This window comes from Franzmannia qiaohouensis, from assembly GCF_031451695.1.
Classification (GTDB): Bacteria; Pseudomonadota; Gammaproteobacteria; order Pseudomonadales; family Halomonadaceae; genus Franzmannia; species Franzmannia qiaohouensis.
Genome location: NZ_JARWAM010000030.1, coordinates 1 through 18,913 on the forward strand (window position 1 = coordinate 1; position 18,913 = coordinate 18,913).

Genomic DNA, 18,913 nt, shown 5'->3' on the forward strand with positions numbered 1-18,913 from the left:
TATCACGCCAGCGCTATGGAACCTGATGATCAATGCCGCCGGCCAGCAGCTTCAGACCGCCCGAATCGAGCCCTCATGAATGAGGCGGGATCAGCCCAGGGGCACTGCAAAACTCCATGACGATAGAGAAGATGATCGCGGGACAACGCTCGCCACGAAACCCACTTATTATCGAAGTCTTGCGTGACTATGGCTATGTAGATGCTCGCGGCATGGGAGTACGAACTAAAATCATCCCTTCCATGCGCGAGCATAATGGCACTGAACCACAGTTTGAACTAACAGATGATTATTTAAAGGTGGTGCTTTGGAGATAAAAACAATTCAGTAATACGCAAGGAGGCTAATGATGGCCAAGATCACCGATGCAGTGGACCCCGGCAACGCCGGGGGCAGCGTGCTGATCCCCGAGATTCCGACGGAGCCCAACCGCCCTCTCACCTTCAAGTGCAACAAGTGCGGAGAGGTCTTCACGGACCGCGAGGCAAGGCGGCAACACATCTTCGACCAGCACCCCTTCAAGCGCCCGCAGCTGCTGGTGGGAAGCCGCATGGTCAAGGAGCGGGGTGAGGTGGTGGCCAGCCCGTTCCCACCGGCGGACTGGGTGATCCAGCAGGCGGAGCGGATCGTGATCGACCAGCAGGAAGTTTCCAGCCGACAGGCATGCCGCCGACTCAGCGAAATCACCTCGGGCTTCCACGAGGTCACCCTGACCAGCGCCGACTACTCGGTGACCTACCATATCGAATTCGATATCCCCACCGAGGCACAGCTGGCCACGGTCGAGCGGGTCTTCAACACGCTGATCGTCAACCAGCCGCTGGAAAGCGACCGTATCGCCCAGTTCATCACCGTGGCCAAGCAGGAGGATGGCGCCAGGTACTACCTGGAAGGCGTCAGCGACTTCCTCTATGGTGTGCTGGCCAAGGACCAGCGGGGTGGCACAAGCCTGGGTCCTGATGACTATTCAGCAAAGTACCACGCCGCCCGCGAGGCACTGCGCTTCCTCAACCGCCCGCTGGCCAACCTGATCAAGGCGCTGGTCAACTTCAACGATAACGCCTTCAACGAGGCGGTGGCCCTGGCACCCGGCGGCCAGGTCGCTATCGCCTGCCAGGTGATGAACGGACTGCGCTCCGGCAAGCACTGCTCCGCACCCGATACCCGAATCGCTTCCGACCATAGCCTGCCGGTGGATACTCTGACCGCCGAAATCATGCGCTTCTGCAGCCTGCCGCTGGCAGAGCAGCAGGAGCAGCTACCCCAGCTTGTACACCTGGCCAGCAAGCGGCTCACCACCGATCACGACCGGGTCAAGATCCAGGCGCTGGCCATGAACACCTGCTGGGAAGCGGGCGACCATGAAGAGGCCACCCACTGGACAAAAAAGCTTCGCCACAGCCCGCTATTCGAGGCCCTGGCCACCCGTATCATCGAGGACGTAGAGAATGAGTGACTCCCCGAAGGAAGAGAAAAAAGCCGTCAAGATCATCGACAAGGCAACCGGTACCGTCTCCCAGGGCGAGTCTCGTGGCAAACAACACGACAACGACGAGCCCCGGCGGAGAACGGTCCCCTCCCCGTCGCCTGCATCCCCGCAGACACCAGTGGCCGGGCAAGATAGGCGGCCCGGAGGGCACTATCGGGCAAGCGAAGCCGACCAGGACAAAACGACGGTGTCGTCGTCATCGGGCCAGGATGTGAACACGGAGAGTGACAGCGCCTCCAGCAAGGGAGCCAAGGGCAGTAAGGCCGTCACACGCGTCTTCGATATCATCAAGCGTTTCTATGCCTCCTCGGGTACGCCGAAGAGGATCACCGAACCGGCCTTGAAAAAGCTGGAGGAGCGTACGCTCTCGGCCGCCCAGAGCTCTGAGCTTCTCGACCTCGCCCAGCGCGAGGACGCCTCGCTCGCTCGAACCGTCAACCTGGCATTCGCCGCCTTCGAGGTCCATGGCAATCGCACCATCAAGGACCTGCTGCTGAAGTTCGCCATCGACGCTGGTCGAGAAGGATTCGACCTCGCCATGGAGTGTGTCGATGACTGGCTGCCGCTCAGCGATGATGACCGCATTCCCGCCAAGGAGCTCTTCAGGCGCTACGCCAGCCGAGTGCAGCAGGTAGAGGCTAACAAGGAGATCCAAGCCAAGGAGAAAAAGGAGAACCTTGCCAAGCTGTGCAACCTGCTCTTCCTCAGCCTGATCTGGCAGGCCAACCAGGGGTGGGCCGGAGAGGATGAGATCCTGCGCTTCCTGAGAGCGGAGGGGGTGTTCACCACCAGCACTCACTACCCCTCCCAGGCCACCGAAGCCCTATTGAAGGCGGCCTATACCCAGGCCAATGCCGACTTCTCCCCACTGGGCTGGATGTCGCGCCAGATCGAGAACACCAGGGCCCGCCAGGCCAGCGACCTGGAGCGGCTGGAGCGAGACGTCAAGCAACGCACCGCCGAGCGCGATCAGGCTCGCCAGGAACATACGGCCCTGCGCCACGAACACGACGCCCTAATGGCCAGAGTCAAAGAGCTCGAGCAGGCGCTACACCAAGAGAAGCAGAGCGCCCAGACCACCAGCATCCACCTCGCAGACGACAAGCACCGGCTGCGCTCCCAGGTGACCAAGGTGCTGAAAAGCGAGGTCCCCCGCCTACAAGATGCGCTGATCGCCCTGCAACGCGACCCGCCCAAGCTGCATATCGTCTCCCAACATGTGGACGAGACGCTTGAGCATCTGAAGAAGATCCTGCGCGAGACAGAAGGAGAGTGACATGGAAGTCTTCGGTTTCGATTTCGGCACCACCAACAGTCTGATCAGCCAGGTCATCGATGGCCGGACAGTGGTATTCGACCAAGGGGGTGAGCCCTACCCTTCCGTGGTCTGCTACGAGGGCGACAATGTAATCTGCGGCGGCGAGGCAAAGAAGCGCCTGACGACCCACGAGATCGGTGTCATCGGCAACGTGGTGCGATCACCCAAGATGCTGCTGGATCGGGAGCATGTGCATGTCGATGGCGTCCCACGACGTCCCCGCGACATGGTCGCGGACATTGTAAAATTTGTAATCGGACAAGCTGAACAAGATACAGAGCGCTATAACAGCACAACAGCTATCAATCGGGCCGTCGTCACGATTCCCGTCGATATGGACGGCAGGCAGCGCCGCGAGCTTCGCGAGGCCTTCCACCAAGCCGGCCTGGTGATTGAGCAGTTCGTCCATGAACCCATGGCGGCTCTCTACGGCTACCTGCGTACCAAGGAGGATCCGGAAAACGAGATCCGCCGCCTTGAGGGGCAGTTTCTACTGGTATTCGATTGGGGCGGTGGCACACTTGACCTGACGCTCTGCCAGGTCCAGAACGGCATGCTCGTGCAGATCCGCAACGATGGTACCTACGAGCTCGGTGGGGACAAGATGGATGACGCCATCCGGAATGAGGTCGAGAAACGTGCCGTCGAGGCAGCAGGCCTTAAACCAGATAAAGCCGATGTCGACCCCGGTGCGAGACTTAATCTGCTCACTCGCGCCGAGGAAGCCAAGATCAAGCTCTCCTCCCGAGATCAGGTGCACGTCTATGTTCCGGGCTACTTCCGCGACGACTTGAAAGATCCAGATCTTGATATCCTACTGACCCGCAGCGAGCTGGAGGAGATCATCGGCCAGAAGATCCGCCAGGGGGTGAAGCGCGCCAAGACCCTGATCGAGGCTGCGGACCTGACCACCTCGGATATCTCGCTGTGCCTCGCCACAGGCGGCATCGTCAATATGCCCGCGGTCAAGTCCGGCCTCTATGAGATGTTCGGCGCCACCCGGGTGGAGATCTCCGATCGCGGCTTCTCCATCATCTCGGAAGGGGCCGCCTGGATCGCTCATGACCGCGCACGCCTGCGCCTGGCCAAGAACATCGAGGTCCATGTGGCGCGCAACGCCTACTTTTCCGTCATTGGTGCAGGGTACGAGATGCCCACTGCCGGGGATGTCAGCGAGGCAGAGAGGCTGACGCTCTACTGCACAGATCCACGAGACGGCGTCGGCAAGATCAGCCTGCTCTCCCCCACTCGCCACGGGCGCCAGGTGCAGCCCAACGATTCTCGCCAGCCTCTGGCGTCCCTGAACGTCAAGGTCGAGCCTACGATGGCCAAGCTCTTCGAGCGGATCATGCTCGACCTGGAGGTGGACGATAACCTGATCCTGCACGCCACGGCGAAGTCGGCCATCAAGGGAGACAGCGACTATCGACCCATTCACGAGCTGGAATTCGGGCTGGACATCATGCAGGGCATCACCGGCCACTCGATGAACGAACCGCACAGCCGAAGCGGAAAGAGTGAGACACCCGCAAAAAAGCCTGAGGGTCGCAGCAGCCAGAGCGAGCAGCCGGTAGGCGGTGTCCTGCTGCGACCCAACGTGGCCATTCGCGAAGATCTCTCCCTGGTACCCGGTGAGGCCCTGGTCAAGAAAGAGATGGGCCAGCCAGGGGGGCACTTCCACCGAGCCGATGAGCTTACCGACCTGCAGCGGGATGAGCGCGCCTCCTATGCACCATGCAGCTACTGTGGGAGGCGAGCGGGAGATCCGAAGTGCCGCTGTATATCGGGCCGCTGACTCCATGAAACCGGTCACCACTACTGGATCACGACACGATGAACGAACAGCCACTGACAGAGCTAAGTTAGGCCAAGGGCAAAAGAGTAACGGCTACCAATATACGCTGGCGGTAACAAACAGGGAGCGAAAACGATATGAGCAAAAAGATCAGTGGAGCAGAGTTTCCGCTAGCCAAGATTTTCAGTTCAGATTTTGAATACTTGATACCATCGTATCAGCGTCCCTATGCTTGGACGACTGATCAGTCCTCAGAGCTTTTCGATGATCTATATGACTTCTTCCGGAGCGAAGAGGAGGAAGGCTATTTTCTCGGCAGCATTGTGCTCATCAAGGAAGAGGGAAGCCCCAAATCCGAAGTGATCGATGGGCAGCAGCGCCTGACCACCCTAACGATCCTGCTCGCCGCTATTGCCGCCCAGTTAGAAGGTGAGGACCGGCTCACACTCAGCCAGTACATCACCGAGCCCGGAAACAAGTTCGCAGGCCTGAAGCCAAAGCCGCGGTTGACGCTGCGTGAAAAAGATCGCGAGTTCTTCACCTGCTACGTGCAGGGCCTGGCATTCAATGATCTTCTAGCCTTGGGGCCCGCGTCGCTTGAAAATGAATCCCAGAAAAACATTCAGGCAAACAGCAATCTTCTGATCGAGCGGCTCAGGTCGCGATTCGGCGACTCACCTGAGCGACTGGGTGACTTCATCAGCTTCTTGCTGCAACGCTGCTTCCTCGTGGCGGTTTCTACTCCCAGCCAGAAATCTGCTTTTCGCGTATTTTCCGTCATGAACAGTCGTGGACTAGACCTTCAGCCGACGGACATTATCAAGGCCGATGTGATCGGAAAACTTCCAACCACCAGCGAACAGGAAATCTACAACGAACGCTGGGAAGACATGGAGGTCGACCTTGGGCGCGCGGGCTTCAACGACCTATTCGTCTACGTACGCATGATCCATGCGAAAGAGAAAGCTAAGCGGGCATTGCTGGAGGAATTCCGCAATCACGTCCTGACACAGGTCAGCGATACACGCACGCTGATCGAAGACGTGCTGGAACCCTATGCCGAGACCCTTTCGGTTCTTCGAGAGTCCCACTACGTAGCCGAGACGGATGCTGATAAGGTCAATCGCACATTACGCTGGCTTAATCGCATCGACAACTCGGACTGGGTACCGCCTGCCATGGTGTTCCTGGCGGACCACAAGAACGAACCTGCCTATGTAGAGTGGTTCTTCAGAAAGCTGGAGCGCCTGGCGGCCTACATGCACATTTGTGCGAAAAACGTGAACCAGCGTATCGAGCGCTATGCATTGCTGATCGCGGCGCTTCAGCAGCCGCATGACTACGACAATCCAGTACGAGATGTCGAACTAACTGAAGATGAAAAATCCGAAATGCGGCGGGTCCTACAGGGCGACATCTATACACTGACCGCCCGTCGACGCAACTACCTGATACTCCGGCTGGATTCATTCGTATCGGATGGTGGGGCAACCTATGACCCGACGGTGCTGACCATCGAGCATGTGTTGCCACAAACCGTCCCGGCCACAAGTCAGTGGCTCGAATGGTGGCCAGAGCCAGAGATGCGGAAGCAGTGGGTTCATCGGCTGGCCAATCTTGTACCGCTGAACAAGCGCCGGAACTCTCAGGCTCAGAACTATGACTTCGATAAGAAAAAGAACGCCTATTTCCGTGGCCGTAGCAACGTCTCCTCCTACGCACTCACTAGCCAGGTGCTAGGTGAAGACCAATGGACACCGGAGGTTGTGAAAGAGCGTCAGACTGATTTGATCGCAGTGCTGGCCGACAAGTGGGAATTCTAAAGCATGGCACTACTAGAAAAGCTGGTTGGGCGGATCCGTCAGGCCGCCGCCTACAACCCGGACGTTCAGGCCGCGCCGGCCTGCATCCTGTGGCCGGACCGCGAGCGCCTGTGGGAGCCGGTGATAGCCCAGATCCAGACCGAGCTTCCGGAGCTTCTGGTGCTGGGCGACTATGCCCCCGAGCACCGCCGCGGCCCGGCAATCTGGCTGCGCTGCGCCATCGCCGGCACCGTGGAGGGAATCGAGCTGGACGATGAGACACCGCCCATCCTCTACCTGCCCGGCGTGGGGCGCCAGGACCTACGCGCCGTCAGCGAGTGCCCGGAAGCTTTGAAGCCCCTGGCCGAGCTGCAGTACCGGGGCACACTCTGGTCCCAAGTCAACGCCAAGGACTGGACGCCGCGGGCGTTCCTCTCCTCCCAGCAGGGCGGGCTGGGCCTGGACGTGGCCGGTGACGCTGCCACACGCCAGGCGCTGCTGTCCGCCCTGCCCCGGTTGCTCCGGGAGACACTTGCAGACTTGCAGGGACGCCACCTGGACGCCGAGGCCTTCAATACGCTGCTCACCGGGGGCGACCCGGTGCGCGACCTGCTGGACTGGCTGAACCAACCTGAAGTCATGAAGGCCAGTCGTCCTCACCACGAATGGCAGGCCTTCTGCCAGGTTTGCCACTCTCGCTATGGCATACATCCGGAGAAGCAGAGCGTGCTGGATGCGCTGGAGCGCTTCACGCAACGCCAGGGCAACTGGAAAACGGTCTGGGCACGTTTCGCCGAGGCCCCCCGCCGCTACCAGCAGCTGATCGAACAGATTCGCCAGCTCACGCCGCCTACCCTGGATTTCTTCTCTGAATCTGAGCAAATGGCGATCTGGCCGCAGCTCAACCAGCAGGAAGAGGAGCGTCTTTATCATGCGCTGTGCGTGCTGGGCAACCTGCCGGCCCATGAGGCTCGTGAGCGGCTGGAAGCATTGGAGAGCGAGCACGGCCATCGCCGCGACTGGGTATGGGCGGAGTTGGGCGAGAGCCCTTTGGCCATGGCGCTGGCCCCCCTCGCCGAGCTGGCAAAGGTGACGGAGCGCAGCCTGGCTGGGGGCCAGGCGGAGGATATGCGCAAGGCCTACCTGGACGAGGGCTGGAAGGCCGACGACGCCCTGCTGAGGGCGCTGGAGCTGATCAACGGCCAGCGCGAGCAGGAGGCCATTTTCGCGGCAATACGCGCGATGTACCGACGCTGGGCCGACGAGGCCGCCCGCCACCTCCAGAAAGTGTGGCGACCAGGCGTTGATGGCCTGAAGCGCGGCGAGGCACCCCCCCATGCCCAGCCAAGCGAGTGCGTACTCTTCGTGGATGGCCTGCGCATGGATTGCGGCAAGCGGCTATCCCAGCGCCTAACCAACCGCGGACTGGACGTCGCCGAACACAGCACCTGGGCGGCTCTTCCCAGCGTGACCGGTACCGGCAAGTACGCAGTGGCACCCATCCTGGGCAGCAGCGCCATCCAGGAGGAACCGGATGGTTATCAGTTCACCCCTATCACCCGCCACCTGTTCCAGAAATTGCTGCGCGACAACGGCTGGCAAGTGCTGGAGCGTCGCCAGGTGGAGCAGTTGCACAAGGAAACCCTGGACACCTCCCGGCCAGCCTGGTGCGAGTTCGGCGATATCGATCACGCTGGCCATGAGCGCGGTTGGAAGCTGGCCCAGCACGTCGATGACATGCTGGCGGAGGTGGCAGAACGCATCCAGGCGTTGCTAGCCCAGGGCTGGTCACAGGTTCGCGTAGTAACCGATCACGGTTGGCTACTGCTGCCGGGGGAGCTGCCCAAGACCGAGCTGCCGGCCAGCCTGGTGGAGACCAAGTGGGGGCGCTGTGCCGCGCTCAAGCCGGGAGCCCATACAGACGCTGCGCGCTTCCCCTGGTACTGGAACGAACAGGTACACTTCGCCCTGGCGGAGAGCATCCACTGCTTCAAGGCAGGCGAGACCTACACCCATGGTGGACTCAGTCTGCAGGAGTGCGTCACGCCGGAACTGGTGGTGACCGGCAGCGCCGGCCCCAAGCCCTCGGTGCTGATCGATGACCTGGTGTGGAAAGGACTGCGCTGTACCATTGTGGTGGAAGGCGACAGCGACGGCCTGACGCTGGATGTTCGTCGCCATGCCGGTGACCCGGCCAGCAGCCTGGTGCTCTCGCCCAAGCCGTTCAAGGCGGGTGGCAAGGCCTCGGTCGTCGTCGACGATGACGACCTCGAAGGAGAAACCGCCCACGCCGTGGTGCTGAACGACAGCGGCCAGGTAATCGCTCAGCGCTCCACCACCATCGGCGGCGGTGCATAGCCCTTGATAACAGACACTCGGAGACGTCATGGAACTCGATGAACTGGATCGCAAGGCGGCTGAGCTGCTGGACGGCTACCTGGTGCGCAAGGATCTGGTGCGCACCTTCGCCCGGCAGTTTCCGGTTCCCACCTACGTGGTGGAGTTCCTGCTCGGCCGCTACTGTGCCAGCACCGATCCGGAAGAGATCGAGGAGGGCCTGGAGGTGGTGCAGCGACAACTCAAGTCGCGCACCATCAAGGCCGGCGAGGAGGAGCTGTTCAAGGCCCGCGCTCGCGAGAAGGGCGAGATCAAGATCATTGACCTGATCCAGGCACGCCTGGATACCAAGAACGATATCTACATGGCCAGCCTGCCCAGCCTGCGCCTGAACGATGTGCGGATTCCGGATGAACTGGTCAGCGAGCACGAGCGCATGCTGACCGGCGGCTTCTACGTCGAGCTGACCCTGGAGTACGACGCCAGCATCGCCCAGGAGCAAGGCGGGCGCCCCTTCGGCATCCGTGCCCTGCGCGAGATCCAGCTCTCCAAACGCGACGTGCTCGATGAGCTGGCCGCCGCCCGCCGTCACTTCACCACCGAAGAGTGGAAGGCCTTCCTGCTGCGCTCTACGGGTATCGAGCCTGCGGGCCTCACCGAGCGTCAGAAGGACGCCATGCTGCTGCGCATGGTGCCCTTCGTGGAGCGCAACTATAACGTCGTCGAGCTTGGTCCCCGCGGCACCGGCAAGAGCCACTTGTTCCAGCAGGTCTCGCCCTACGCCCACCTGATCTCCGGCGGCAAGGCCACGGTAGCCAAGATGTTCGTCAACAACGCCAACGGCCAGCGCGGTCTGGTGTGTCAGTACGACGTGGTCTGCTTCGACGAGGTGTCCGGCATCTCGTTCGACAACAAGGACGGCGTCAACATCATGAAGGGCTACATGGAGAGCGGCGAGTTCTCCCGTGGCAAGGAGAGCATCCGCGCCGATGGCTCCATCGTGCTGGTGGGCAACTTCGATGTGGACGTGGAGCATCAGCAGCGCATCGGCCACCTGTTCGGGCCGCTGCCGGAGGAGATGCGCCACGATACCGCCTTCATGGACCGCATCCATGCCTTCCTCCCCGGCTGGGACGTGCCCAAGGTCAGTAAGGAACTGCTCACCGACCACTTCGGCCTGGTCAGCGACTTCCTCTCGGAGTGCTGGAGCCAGCTGCGCAGCCAGAGCCGCGTCTCCCAGTGGCAAGGGCGCGTCTTCTTCGGCGGCGCACTCTCCGGCCGCGATACCAACGCCGTCAACAAGACCGCCAGCGGCCTGCTGAAGCTGCTCTACCCCGGCGACGACCTGTCACCCAGCGACGACGACCTGGAGTGGGCCATCCATATCGCCATGGAGGCACGCCGGCGGGTCAAGGAACAGCAGAAACGCATCGGCGCTGCGGAGTTCCGCAACACCCACTTCAGCTACACCATGGGTGAAGACGGCGTGGAGAAGTTCGTGGCCACTCCGGAGCTGCAGAGCGACAACAGCATCGGCAACGATCCACTGGAACCCGGCCAGGTGTGGAGCATCAGCCCCGGCGGCCAGGCCAGCAACGGCCAGGAGGAGCATCCGGGCCTGTTCCGCATCGAGGTGAACGAGGGACCCGGCTCCGGGGTGAAGATCCTCAACAAGCCGGTGCCTCCCGCCTTCCGGGAGAGCATCGGGTACGCCGAGCAGAACCTCTACACTCGCGCCGCGCAGTTGGTCGGCGACAAGGACCCGCGTCAGCATGAGTTCACCGTTCAACTGCGCGCCTTCGACGCCGCCAAGGCCGGCAGCAAGCTCGGCGTGGCGGCGCTGATCGCCATGAGTTCAGCACTGCTCAAGCGCAGCATTCGTGGCGGCCTGATCGTGGTGGGTGAGATCAACCTCGGCGGCTCCATCGAGCCGATCCACAATCCGGTCACCATGGTGGAAATTGCCGTGGAGAAAGGCGCCACGGCCATCCTGATGCCGGTCACCTGTCGCAAGCTGCTGTTCGACCTGTCGGACGAGATGGCCACCAAGGTGGATATCCAGTTCTACCTGGATGCCCGAGATGCGCTGCTGAAGTCGCTGGGGGAGTAGGACAGCACCTACACCAGCTTGAACGGCTCGATATCGCGGAAGATGCCGGTCTTGGTCATGTCGCGGCGTAGGGCGAAGGCCTCCATGGCGGCCACGGGGTCCACCTGCTCCAGCCTGTCGAAGTGAATCCTGTCCCACTGCTCGCGGCTGACCTTCACGCTGAACAGGTACTGGTCGCGCTCGCCCCCGGTGGCCGGGTCGGTGATCTGGCGATAGCCTGAGATTCGCGCCTCCTGGACTGCAGGCAACCGGGCGAAGACTGCCCCCAGCACACGAAAGGCAATGCCGTGGACATGATCCCGGTAGAGCTTGCGCTGCCGGGTGTCGCTGAGCTTGCGGGCCGTGAGCCTTACCTGCTTGGCAGGCATGGTCCAGTAGCGGTCTGGCATCTCCTCCTCGCAGGGGAGGTCGATATCCACGGCAATGGTGCTGACGTCGCTGCCGAGGTCGAAGTCGATGGCGGTTTCACGGGGCCAGTCGATCTCCTCCAGGCGTTCGCGCAGCGTCTGCTCCATGGCGTCCGGGTCATGCAGCACGCCTTCCCCTTCGCGAAGGTGGCGTGCGAACTCAGCCTCGTCGTGCGTCGCCTTGCGCCACTCCCAGTCGCGATAGGCCTGATCAAAGGCCGCTTGCCGGCGCCGGTTCTCCTCCTCGACGCGCCGCCTGGCGGGCGGCCATAGCCGATACCACCAGGCGGGCTGACGCAGCGCCGGCGGTGCTGGCGGCGCCTCGGTGAAGTCTCGGGTGACGTAGCCGGTGCTATCCGGGTGGGGCGTCTCCTCGTGGAGCCGCCCCAGGCGGTCCAGGTCGGCATTGAGGCGCTCACAGTGCTGTGCCAACTGCTCGCGCAGAGACTCCCCGGCATGCCGCCGCAGCACGCGCGCCTCGTAGTCGCTCATGTGCGTGCCGTCACCGTGGGCATAGAGGATGTCGCCATCACCATCGATATCCAGCCGGATGGGCAGCGACTCGCCCTGAGCCAGCAGCGCCTCCAGGCCTGCCGCGGGGCTGGAGCGACCAGCGCCGCTGCTCCCACGCCCAGCTGAACGGCTCCGAGCATTGAGCTTCTGGCGATAGGCCAGCCCGGTGCCGGGAATGCCCGCATGGCCGTGCACGCCCCTTGGCCCCACGCTGAGGCTCGCGCCACGCGGGCCCACCGAAAGCCCGAGGCCCCGCTTACTAAGGTTGAGGCGAATCCCCGGTGCGAGGCTGATGCGGCGCTGGAAGCGAAATCCCACGGCGACCTCCTTGTCGGTAGATGCAGACAGCGTTTCATTCTGCACAGACGTGCCGACGTGTGGGAAGCACATACTGCAAAAACAGCAGAATCAGCGAGTTAGGTGGGAGCCTTTCTGCAGAAGCTGCGGTTTCTTTCTGCAGCGCCGCTTCAAGCAGGCGGCGCCGCGACCAGTTGAGAAACGACCAGCACCGGCAGCAACCCTTTGCCCTTTCCCTGTGGCGTTCACGATCTATCCAGCCTTTCAGGGCAAGCCCCTTTCCCCTGAGCCCCCTTCCCTTCCAGCCTTTGGCCTTTCAGCCTTTGCCGCTCCGCCCCTGCAAAGGCTCTTGGCAGCGAGCGAAGGCTGCATTAACCAGCAGCGAAAAATATACGCAAATTGCGTATACTTTTGGTGTCGTTACGAGGACATGACCATGGACCGCAACATCTTTGACGAACTCGTTGAGGGCTTCGACGCTTTGGCGGAGGAGCGCCAAGGCAAGCGCACGCTGCGCTCGCATCCTGTCGCTCTGGATGAGGTCCCTGACGTCACTGCCGATGAGCTCATCGCTCTGCGCGAGAAGCTGCATATGTCGCGCCCGGTGTTTGCGATGTACCTGCGCACCAACCCCAGGACGCTGGAGAACTGGGAACAGGGCCGCGCCAAGCCCAACGCCCAGGCCAAGACCCTCATCCGGCTGGTCCAGAAATACCCCGAGACCATCGAGCACCTCGCATCCCTCGGCTAACCTGGCTGGAGCTTCCCCCTCTCCATGTCTATGCTAAAGGGCTGATGTACCCAGGGAGGGACGCCCATGGCGCTGAAATCACTTCTCACCCGAGCCGCTAGCGCTGGCCGCCAGGCAGCTCGGAAGGCCCTCAACGGTGGACAGCAGGAAGGCTGGTCCGATGGCTGGCACACCCAGGCGAGCACGACAGACTCGCTGCGCCTGCTACGCGACTCCGCCGCTGGCGTGGCCAAGTCCACCGCCCAAACGGCCACCACCCAGGAAGGGTGGCGGCGCATCGCTCGTGGAGCCGGCAAGGTGGCCGGAGGAGCGGCCGTGGTGGCTGGTGGGGTGGCTCAGGGAATGCTACACAGCACCTCGGCAAGCGAAGACCATGAGGATGTGCCAGATCATCTCCGCTACGGGCCTAGCTCTAGTGATCCTGGTGGGTCTCCATACTCTTCCGATCCGGAGCACTGAGGGGTATGGTTCACCACTGCTCAGGACTTCGACTGGACCTTGTCCCCTCCCTGCTTCCCTGCTCCCTGGGCAGTCTTCCCACCACCGTCGCCGATGCCTCTTGCGAGCTCGCTGCCGACCTTCATGCCTGCCCATCCCAGCACGGCCACCCAGATCGTCGGCAGTACCAGAAACATCATCCCCTCCACGAACTGCAGCACCATACGGTCGTAGAGGTTGTTGGCGGCGGAGAGCCAGCTCAGCTTGGCGGCGTCGCTGCGGTAGAGCAGATCCACCAGGTTGGCGTTGATCCAGCGGGCGAGCTCCCACCAGAAGGTCAGGAACCACATGGCGAAGAGCCCGAAGGTGGCCATGCCGGCGACCTTGAAGCTGTAGCTGGAGATGACCATCACGAAGGGTATGCAGATGATGATGGCCATCACCAGGATGCCCTGCACCATCGGCAGCGCCTGCTTGAGCATATCCATGCCGGCCTGAAAGGGCAGGATCGACAGGGTGCCGCCCACCATGGCGCCGGCCGTCACGGTGGCATCCCAGAAGCCGCCGCCGTCCAGGCCGCGAAAGCCCACCACCGCCTGATCCAGGTTGCCGCTGGCCGCACCCGAGCGGGGGCTGACCAGGCGCCGGATCACGTAGTCCTCGGCGTCGCTGCTGGTGAAGACGCTGCGAAAGTCGTCCCAGAACCCGGGGCTGACCTCCTCATGCAGCCGGGCCCGCAGGCCAACGCTCTCGGCGGACCACCACTCCCGGCAGGAGGGATAGCCCGGCATCCCCGGGCCGGTGTTGGGCCGGGAGACATCCCGCTCAGCTTCGTAAGGGAAGCCGGCGATGGGCCGCCCGGCGTAGAAGCTGTCGTAGTAGCCGGGCGTAGCATGGAAGTAGTTCGAGCCGATCCAGTCCACGTCCATGGCGCGGGTCGCCTCGATGGTGCCGCCCTCCTGTAGCAGCCGGTTGCGCGCCGGCCCGAAGCACTGGCGCTGAAACTCGCCGACCTCCTGTTGCAGCCCCGGATCTTCGACGCTGTGCAGGTCCAGCTCCATGCGGATGGATTCAAAGTCCGTCGAGCAGGGAATGGCGTGGATCGCCGCAGCGGTAAGCCCGTGGGACACTGCATGCACGCCCGCCCACCACAGCGGAATCCTCGCCTGCTGGCCACCGATCGAACTCGCGGTCGCGCCAAACGCCCCCTCAGACCAGCCTCCCGAGGCGAACTGGCGTGTGCCGCACTCCAGCGAGCGGCTCTCGTCGATATCAGCGGTGGCCAGCTGGACCTGCAGCAGCGGCAGGCAGGTGAAGGCGTAGGCCAGGATCATGGCGTAGAGCCGGGTCTCGATGCGGTTGACCGTGAGGATGCCCTTGGTCCCCGCCTCGTCGCCCTCCTGGCGGGCCTTGAACCACTCGGAGAGCACCAGGGTGATGAACGGCACCGCGGCGATGCCGGTGCCGACCATGACGTTCCAGATGGCGTTGTTGATGATCCAGCCCAGCAGCGTCATGGCGTTGGCGAAGTAGTCGAACACCACCAGCGGCGCGGTCAGCAGGCCTCCCATCAGGCACCTCCCAACTGGTTGATCAGGTTGGTGACCTCCAGCAGGACGAGGATGCCCAGAGCCATCAGCTCGAGCCGCCGCAGCTTGGCGAGCGCCTGCTGCCCATCGTCGCGATCACGGCGTAGCCGCGCCACCGCCAGGGGGCGCACCTTACGCCACCAGACCAGGGCCAGCGCGGCGTAGAGGCTCAGCCGCCAGGCCAGCAGCCACGGCCAGGCGGCCTGCCAGGCGCTATGGTGGGCCTCGAGCCCGCCCAGCAGCCGCACGCTGACGGCGAGAATGGCGCCGCTCAGCAGGAACATGACGACCAGCACCGCCATGGCGAGCAGCAGCGACGGCCAGCGGGCCGGGTTCAGCCAGGAGAAAGCACGTGGGGCCATCAGTCACCGCCCTCCTCGCCGGCTGGGCGGCCGCGGCCGTCCAGGGCCGCATCTGGACGGAAGGTCTCGCCCTGCGAGGCGTCCTGGCTGCGCCGGGCGGCCCGCTCCAGGGCGATGCCGGCAGCGCTGTTGCCCAGCGCCTGGCGGATCTCCATCTCGGAGCGCAGCGACTCGATATCCCGATCCAGAGCCACCAGCTTGCGATCCAGCGCCGACATGCCCTGCTCGTTGTCGGCGATGCCCGGATCACTGCTGCCGGCCAGCAGCAGCCGGCGCGCCCACAGCGCCTTGGTCAGCGTCCTGGCCAGGGCCATCTCACCGCTTAGGCGATGGATCAGCAGCGAGGCCTCGGGGTCGCTGCGCAGCGACTCGATCACACCGCGGGAGACGGTCAGGCCGTCGCCGGCGGAGACCTGGCGCAGGTTCTCCGGGGTCAGCGGCTCGCTGCCGTCGACCAGCCCCTGCAGCAGCCCATAGACCTCCTGCTGTTCACGCTCCAGCTCGCGGACTAGGCCGCTGCCGGCCTGGGTCTCGCTTCGCTCGCAGCCGTCGCAGGTGCGGATCGACTGCTCGCCAATTACCACCTGGGTCCACTCAGCGGCCTCCTCCGGGCTCTGCCAGACCGTGCACATGCCACCCAGGCAGCTTCCTGCCCCGCTGCCTGACCCCGAGCCGCCACCGCTTCCACCGGAAGCGCCGGCCAGCCCGCCGCCGCCGATCCAGTTGCCCTCGTTGGTGGCCACCGATCCCCAGCCGCCACCGCCACCGGCAATGGGGGCCATGCTGGTGGTGTCATCACGGCCGTGCAGCAGGTTGTAGCCGGCGCGAGCGGTGTCCTGCACCACGCGAATCGGCGCCTGATCCTGGCCGCCGCGGCGCTGGCCTCCCACCCAGGTCACGCCTTGATTGCCGCCCGACTGGTCGACCTGCTCCTGCGCCGCGACCACGTCGGCGTTGGACTGGGCCGCGCTCTGCCAGCTTTCGGCCGCGGCCATCTGCTGCCACCCCTGCCCGGTGACCATGTCGGCCATGCGCTCGGACATCTGGCGGCAGGACATGGAAGCGCGGTCGAAATCGACCCGCCCCTGCAGCACGCCGTTGCTCAGCAGGTCATAGAGCCCCGGGTTGGCCCGCTGGATGACCATGGCGGGCAGCGAGGCTACGGCACCCTGAGCGTTCTGAACCACCGTCCCCATCAGGTTCTGGAAGCCGTCGGTGACGCCGTTGAGCTGGTTGGAGACCGTGGCGCCGATATCGAAGTTGCCGCAGGTGGCATTCATGTTCCAGCTGATGCCGATACCGCGCACGTTGGGGTTGTAGCCCCGCCCGGCGGAGACGCTGAAGGGCGAGGCGCCGCCGATCTGGTAGTAGAGGGCATCGGCGGATTGCGCCTGAGCCTGGGCAGCATGAGTAGACAGCAGCCCCGCCATCAGCGCGCCGGCCAGCGGCGTGAGGGCGAAGCGTCGCGTGCGAGATCCTTTCATCGACTTCTCTCCTTCAGGGGACGGCGTAGAGCAGGGTCTGGCCGCGGCGCTGACAGCAGCGATAGGGGCGCCACAGCGACCAGGCGTAGTCACCGCCGGCGTCCAGGCGGTCGGCGTAGGTGTCGGTGACGCCGCGGTCCGGCCACACCCGGCAGGCGTTGCTCATGTTGGGCGTGAGGCGCTGCCAGCGGTGGGTCGAGGCATCGCCCTCCTTGACCGGCCCGGGCGGCCAGTAGCCGTCGCGGCTGGCGGTCACCAGCGGCGTGTAGACATGGGGCTGTCCGGTGCGGGTGACGACATCGGCAGAGCGCTGGGCGGTGGTCGCCGCGGTCTTGTAATCGTGCACCTGGGTCAGGAAGCCGCTGCGCGGATAGATGTTGCCCCACAGGTCGCCGGGCTGGCCCAGCTCACGCATGCCGGGTGTGAGTGCCTCGGGGTAGAGCGACTCGGGAATGCCGCTGCGCCAAGCAAGGGCGTCCAGGGTCGAGAGGTGATAGGGCTGAAAAGGCGTCGCTGCCCCAGCGCAGGTCATGCCGAAGGCGCTGGCGAAGCTGCTGAAGGCCTCACCGGCCGGGTGGCCGATGGCATCCACGTTCTTGAAGCGCAGGTGCTCGTGCTGAGCCCGGCTGACATCGGACGTGCTCTGCCCACCGGCCAGCGCCTCGCCTAGAGGCGGCGACAGCGCCGCCACCTCCCACCAGGGGTTGTCACCGGTGTTCTCGTAGCTGGAGACCACCAGCTCGGGAATATAGTGGCGCACCTGCACCGAAGTGCGGATGGAGCAGCCCGACCAGGAGCAGTTGAGCCAGACGCAGATGCCGATGACCTGGTAGTCCAGACACTGAGTGGAGAGCGACGAGGCGACGATCTGCGGCGTTGTCAGCGCATGGGCGGGCTTCTCCACCCCACCCAGGCTCAGCAGCGCACCGCCCAGTACAGCCCCCGCCGTCTTGAAGGGCCTCATCGGCGGCCCTCCTGTCCCATTAGCCGCTCGGCTTCTCTCAGCGCCTCGGCCACATCCGGCTGGCCGTAGATCACATGGCGGCCATCGATCACCACGGCGGGGACTTTCTCCACTCCCAGCTGCCAGGCTCTGGCCAGCCCGAGATAGCTATCGGCATAGCGGTCTGCCATCTCCTGCCACTCAGGCGTCGCCATGCGCTCGCGCATCAAGGACTCCGCAAGTTCAGGATCAGCAGGAAGGTCTTGCGACAGCTCAGCATCCAGGAGGCCGGGCGCATCGAGTTCGATCACCGCCACGCCCGAGGGCACATTGACGGCCGGCTCCCCGGCAGTGGTAAAGACCTCGATGGCTGGCTCAGCAAGTGCAGTGCCTGCGAGGCAAGGGAATAGCACGAAAGCGGCCAGCCAACGGCGCGGGTGGTGTCTCTCCATGCTTGCCACTCCAGTAGAACAAGGAACTGGCACAGCATTGCCGAGCCCACCGAGGACGTCTTCAGGAAATGTTAATTCGGCCGATTGGTGTTTTCTGGTTCAGACACCAAACCCTCCGCAACCGCCATAATCACGCCAATGACCTACATCACCTTCTTTCACCTGACTTGGAGCATTGATTAAAATTGAAGTTGCCACCATACTCCTCTCCAACATTCTCCCATCACGAGGAAGCTCATGTCCGTTCTCAACACCTACATGCATAAGGAACAGCAGCTCAAGCAGCTTCAGGAAGAGCTCGAAAAGCTGAAGAACGACGACCGCCTCAAGGCCGAGCTGGAGTTCAAGGACAAACTCGAGGCCCTGATGCGCGAGTTCGACAAGTCAGCCGCCGACGTGATCAAGCTGCTGGACCCCAAGCCGACTACTGCCAAGACCGCCAGCACCACGAGCACCGGCCGCGCCAAGCGCAAGCTCAAGATCTACAAGAATCCCAACACCGGTGAAGTCGTCGAGACCCGCGGCGGCAACCAGAAGACGCTGAAGGCGTGGAAGGAGGAATACGGCGCTGAGACCGTGGAGGGGTGGCTCATAGACACAAACAGCTAATAGCGTGTTTTAACTCAGCCCCGCCAAGCCGGGGCTGATCGTTTGGCTAAGCTTCCTAAGCTTATCCTGTAAGGCCGCCCCCTCTTGCAGAATCATTCAGATATAGCTGTCTAGTGACTGCATCAGACCTGAATTCAAGTAATAAGCGCAGCACCTGCGGTGTTGAGGGCTCCTGAGTATTCACCCAAAAACACCTGTGCCGGTGTCCGGTAACCAA

General features: G+C 63.2%; 15 protein-coding genes. 9 read left to right on the top strand and 6 right to left on the bottom strand.

Going from position 1 to position 18,913, the window contains the following annotated elements:
• Positions 1–104: 104 nt before the first annotated feature.
• From QC821_RS21120 to brxL, 7 genes are all read left to right on the top strand, one after another.
• Positions 105–317 (top strand): ATP-binding protein, encoded by a 213-nt coding sequence (locus tag QC821_RS21120; protein ID WP_309725439.1) that lies wholly within the window; start codon positions 105–107, stop codon positions 315–317.
• Between the two features lie 32 nt (positions 318–349).
• Positions 350–1,456, top strand: coding sequence for a hypothetical protein (locus QC821_RS21125; RefSeq protein ID WP_309725413.1), 1,107 nt, complete (start codon positions 350–352; stop codon positions 1,454–1,456).
• Positions 1,449–2,765 (top strand): hypothetical protein, encoded by a 1,317-nt coding sequence (locus QC821_RS21130; RefSeq protein WP_309725415.1) that lies wholly within the window; start codon positions 1,449–1,451, stop codon positions 2,763–2,765. Before QC821_RS21125 ends, QC821_RS21130 begins: the two co-directional genes overlap by 8 nt.
• 1 nt (position 2,766) lies before the next feature.
• Positions 2,767–4,602, top strand: a complete 1,836-nt coding sequence (locus tag QC821_RS21135) for an Hsp70 family protein (RefSeq protein WP_309725417.1) — start codon at positions 2,767–2,769, stop codon at positions 4,600–4,602.
• Positions 4,603–4,739: 137 nt separating this feature from the next.
• A complete protein-coding gene (locus QC821_RS21140; protein ID WP_309725419.1) occupies positions 4,740–6,425 on the top strand; it encodes a DUF262 domain-containing protein in 1,686 nt (561 codons plus the stop codon).
• Positions 6,426–6,428: 3 nt separating this feature from the next.
• A complete protein-coding gene (gene pglZ / locus QC821_RS21145; protein WP_309725421.1) occupies positions 6,429–8,762 on the top strand; it encodes a BREX-1 system phosphatase PglZ type B in 2,334 nt (777 codons plus the stop codon).
• A gap of 28 nt (positions 8,763–8,790) precedes the next feature.
• A complete protein-coding gene (gene brxL / locus QC821_RS21150) occupies positions 8,791–10,851 on the top strand; it encodes a protease Lon-related BREX system protein BrxL (protein ID WP_309725424.1) in 2,061 nt (686 codons plus the stop codon).
• Between the two features lie 8 nt (positions 10,852–10,859).
• Here brxL and QC821_RS21155 read toward each other — a convergent pair whose 3' ends face one another.
• Positions 10,860–12,089, bottom strand: a complete 1,230-nt coding sequence (locus QC821_RS21155; protein ID WP_309725426.1) for a DUF4236 domain-containing protein — start codon at positions 12,087–12,089, stop codon at positions 10,860–10,862.
• 415 nt (positions 12,090–12,504) lie between these two features.
• On the opposite strand from QC821_RS21155, the gene QC821_RS21160 reads away from it, so the two are divergent.
• Complete coding sequence (locus tag QC821_RS21160; RefSeq protein WP_133483950.1) at positions 12,505–12,819, top strand: helix-turn-helix domain-containing protein; 315 nt, start codon at positions 12,505–12,507, stop codon at positions 12,817–12,819.
• A gap of 479 nt (positions 12,820–13,298) precedes the next feature.
• Here the strand turns inward: QC821_RS21160 and QC821_RS21165 are convergent, their stop codons facing one another.
• The 5 genes from QC821_RS21165 to QC821_RS21185 are packed head-to-tail and all read right to left on the bottom strand — an operon-like array spanning position 13,299 to position 18,087.
• Positions 13,299–14,828, bottom strand: coding sequence for a conjugal transfer protein TraG N-terminal domain-containing protein (locus tag QC821_RS21165; protein WP_309725428.1), 1,530 nt, complete (start codon positions 14,826–14,828; stop codon positions 13,299–13,301).
• Positions 14,828–15,208 (bottom strand): hypothetical protein, encoded by a 381-nt coding sequence (locus tag QC821_RS21170; protein WP_309725430.1) that lies wholly within the window; start codon positions 15,206–15,208, stop codon positions 14,828–14,830. The genes QC821_RS21165 and QC821_RS21170 overlap by 1 nt, the downstream gene beginning before the upstream one ends.
• Positions 15,208–16,692 carry an integrating conjugative element protein gene (locus QC821_RS21175; protein WP_309725432.1) on the bottom strand — a complete coding sequence of 495 codons (1,485 nt, stop codon included), beginning with the start codon at positions 16,690–16,692 and terminating at the stop codon, positions 15,208–15,210. The genes QC821_RS21170 and QC821_RS21175 overlap by 1 nt, the downstream gene beginning before the upstream one ends.
• A gap of 13 nt (positions 16,693–16,705) precedes the next feature.
• On the bottom strand, positions 16,706–17,656 hold the full coding sequence (locus QC821_RS21180; protein WP_309725434.1) for a TIGR03756 family integrating conjugative element protein: 951 nt from the start codon (positions 17,654–17,656) through the stop codon (positions 16,706–16,708).
• A complete protein-coding gene (locus QC821_RS21185) occupies positions 17,653–18,087 on the bottom strand; it encodes a TIGR03757 family integrating conjugative element protein (RefSeq protein ID WP_309725436.1) in 435 nt (144 codons plus the stop codon). Before QC821_RS21185 ends, QC821_RS21180 begins: the two co-directional genes overlap by 4 nt.
• Positions 18,088–18,324: 237 nt before the next feature.
• Between QC821_RS21185 and QC821_RS21190 the strand changes: the two genes are divergently transcribed.
• Positions 18,325–18,696, top strand: a complete 372-nt coding sequence (locus QC821_RS21190) for a histone-like nucleoid-structuring protein, MvaT/MvaU family (RefSeq protein ID WP_309725437.1) — start codon at positions 18,325–18,327, stop codon at positions 18,694–18,696.
• Positions 18,697–18,913: the final 217 nt, after the last annotated feature.

What these genes read in the sequence shown, in the direction of transcription:
- pglZ (WP_309725421.1), top strand. Translation starts at nt 6,429, where the DNA reads ATGGCACTACTAGAAAAGCTGGTTGGGCGGATCCGTCAGGCCGCCGCC.
- QC821_RS21160 (WP_133483950.1), top strand. Translation starts at nt 12,505, where the DNA reads ATGGACCGCAACATCTTTGACGAACTCGTTGAGGGCTTCGACGCTTTG.
- QC821_RS21170 (WP_309725430.1), bottom strand. Translation starts at nt 15,208, where the DNA reads ATGGCCCCACGTGCTTTCTCCTGGCTGAACCCGGCCCGCTGGCCGTCG.
- QC821_RS21135 (WP_309725417.1), top strand. Translation starts at nt 2,767, where the DNA reads ATGGAAGTCTTCGGTTTCGATTTCGGCACCACCAACAGTCTGATCAGC.
- QC821_RS21125 (WP_309725413.1), top strand. Translation starts at nt 350, where the DNA reads ATGGCCAAGATCACCGATGCAGTGGACCCCGGCAACGCCGGGGGCAGC.
- QC821_RS21185 (WP_309725436.1), bottom strand. Translation starts at nt 18,087, where the DNA reads ATGGAGAGACACCACCCGCGCCGTTGGCTGGCCGCTTTCGTGCTATTC.
- QC821_RS21140 (WP_309725419.1), top strand. Translation starts at nt 4,740, where the DNA reads ATGAGCAAAAAGATCAGTGGAGCAGAGTTTCCGCTAGCCAAGATTTTC.
- QC821_RS21165 (WP_309725428.1), bottom strand. Translation starts at nt 14,828, where the DNA reads ATGGGAGGCCTGCTGACCGCGCCGCTGGTGGTGTTCGACTACTTCGCC.
- QC821_RS21130 (WP_309725415.1), top strand. Translation starts at nt 1,449, where the DNA reads ATGAGTGACTCCCCGAAGGAAGAGAAAAAAGCCGTCAAGATCATCGAC.
- QC821_RS21180 (WP_309725434.1), bottom strand. Translation starts at nt 17,656, where the DNA reads ATGAGGCCCTTCAAGACGGCGGGGGCTGTACTGGGCGGTGCGCTGCTG.
- brxL (WP_309725424.1), top strand. Translation starts at nt 8,791, where the DNA reads ATGGAACTCGATGAACTGGATCGCAAGGCGGCTGAGCTGCTGGACGGC.
- QC821_RS21175 (WP_309725432.1), bottom strand. Translation starts at nt 16,692, where the DNA reads ATGAAAGGATCTCGCACGCGACGCTTCGCCCTCACGCCGCTGGCCGGC.
- QC821_RS21190 (WP_309725437.1), top strand. Translation starts at nt 18,325, where the DNA reads ATGTCCGTTCTCAACACCTACATGCATAAGGAACAGCAGCTCAAGCAG.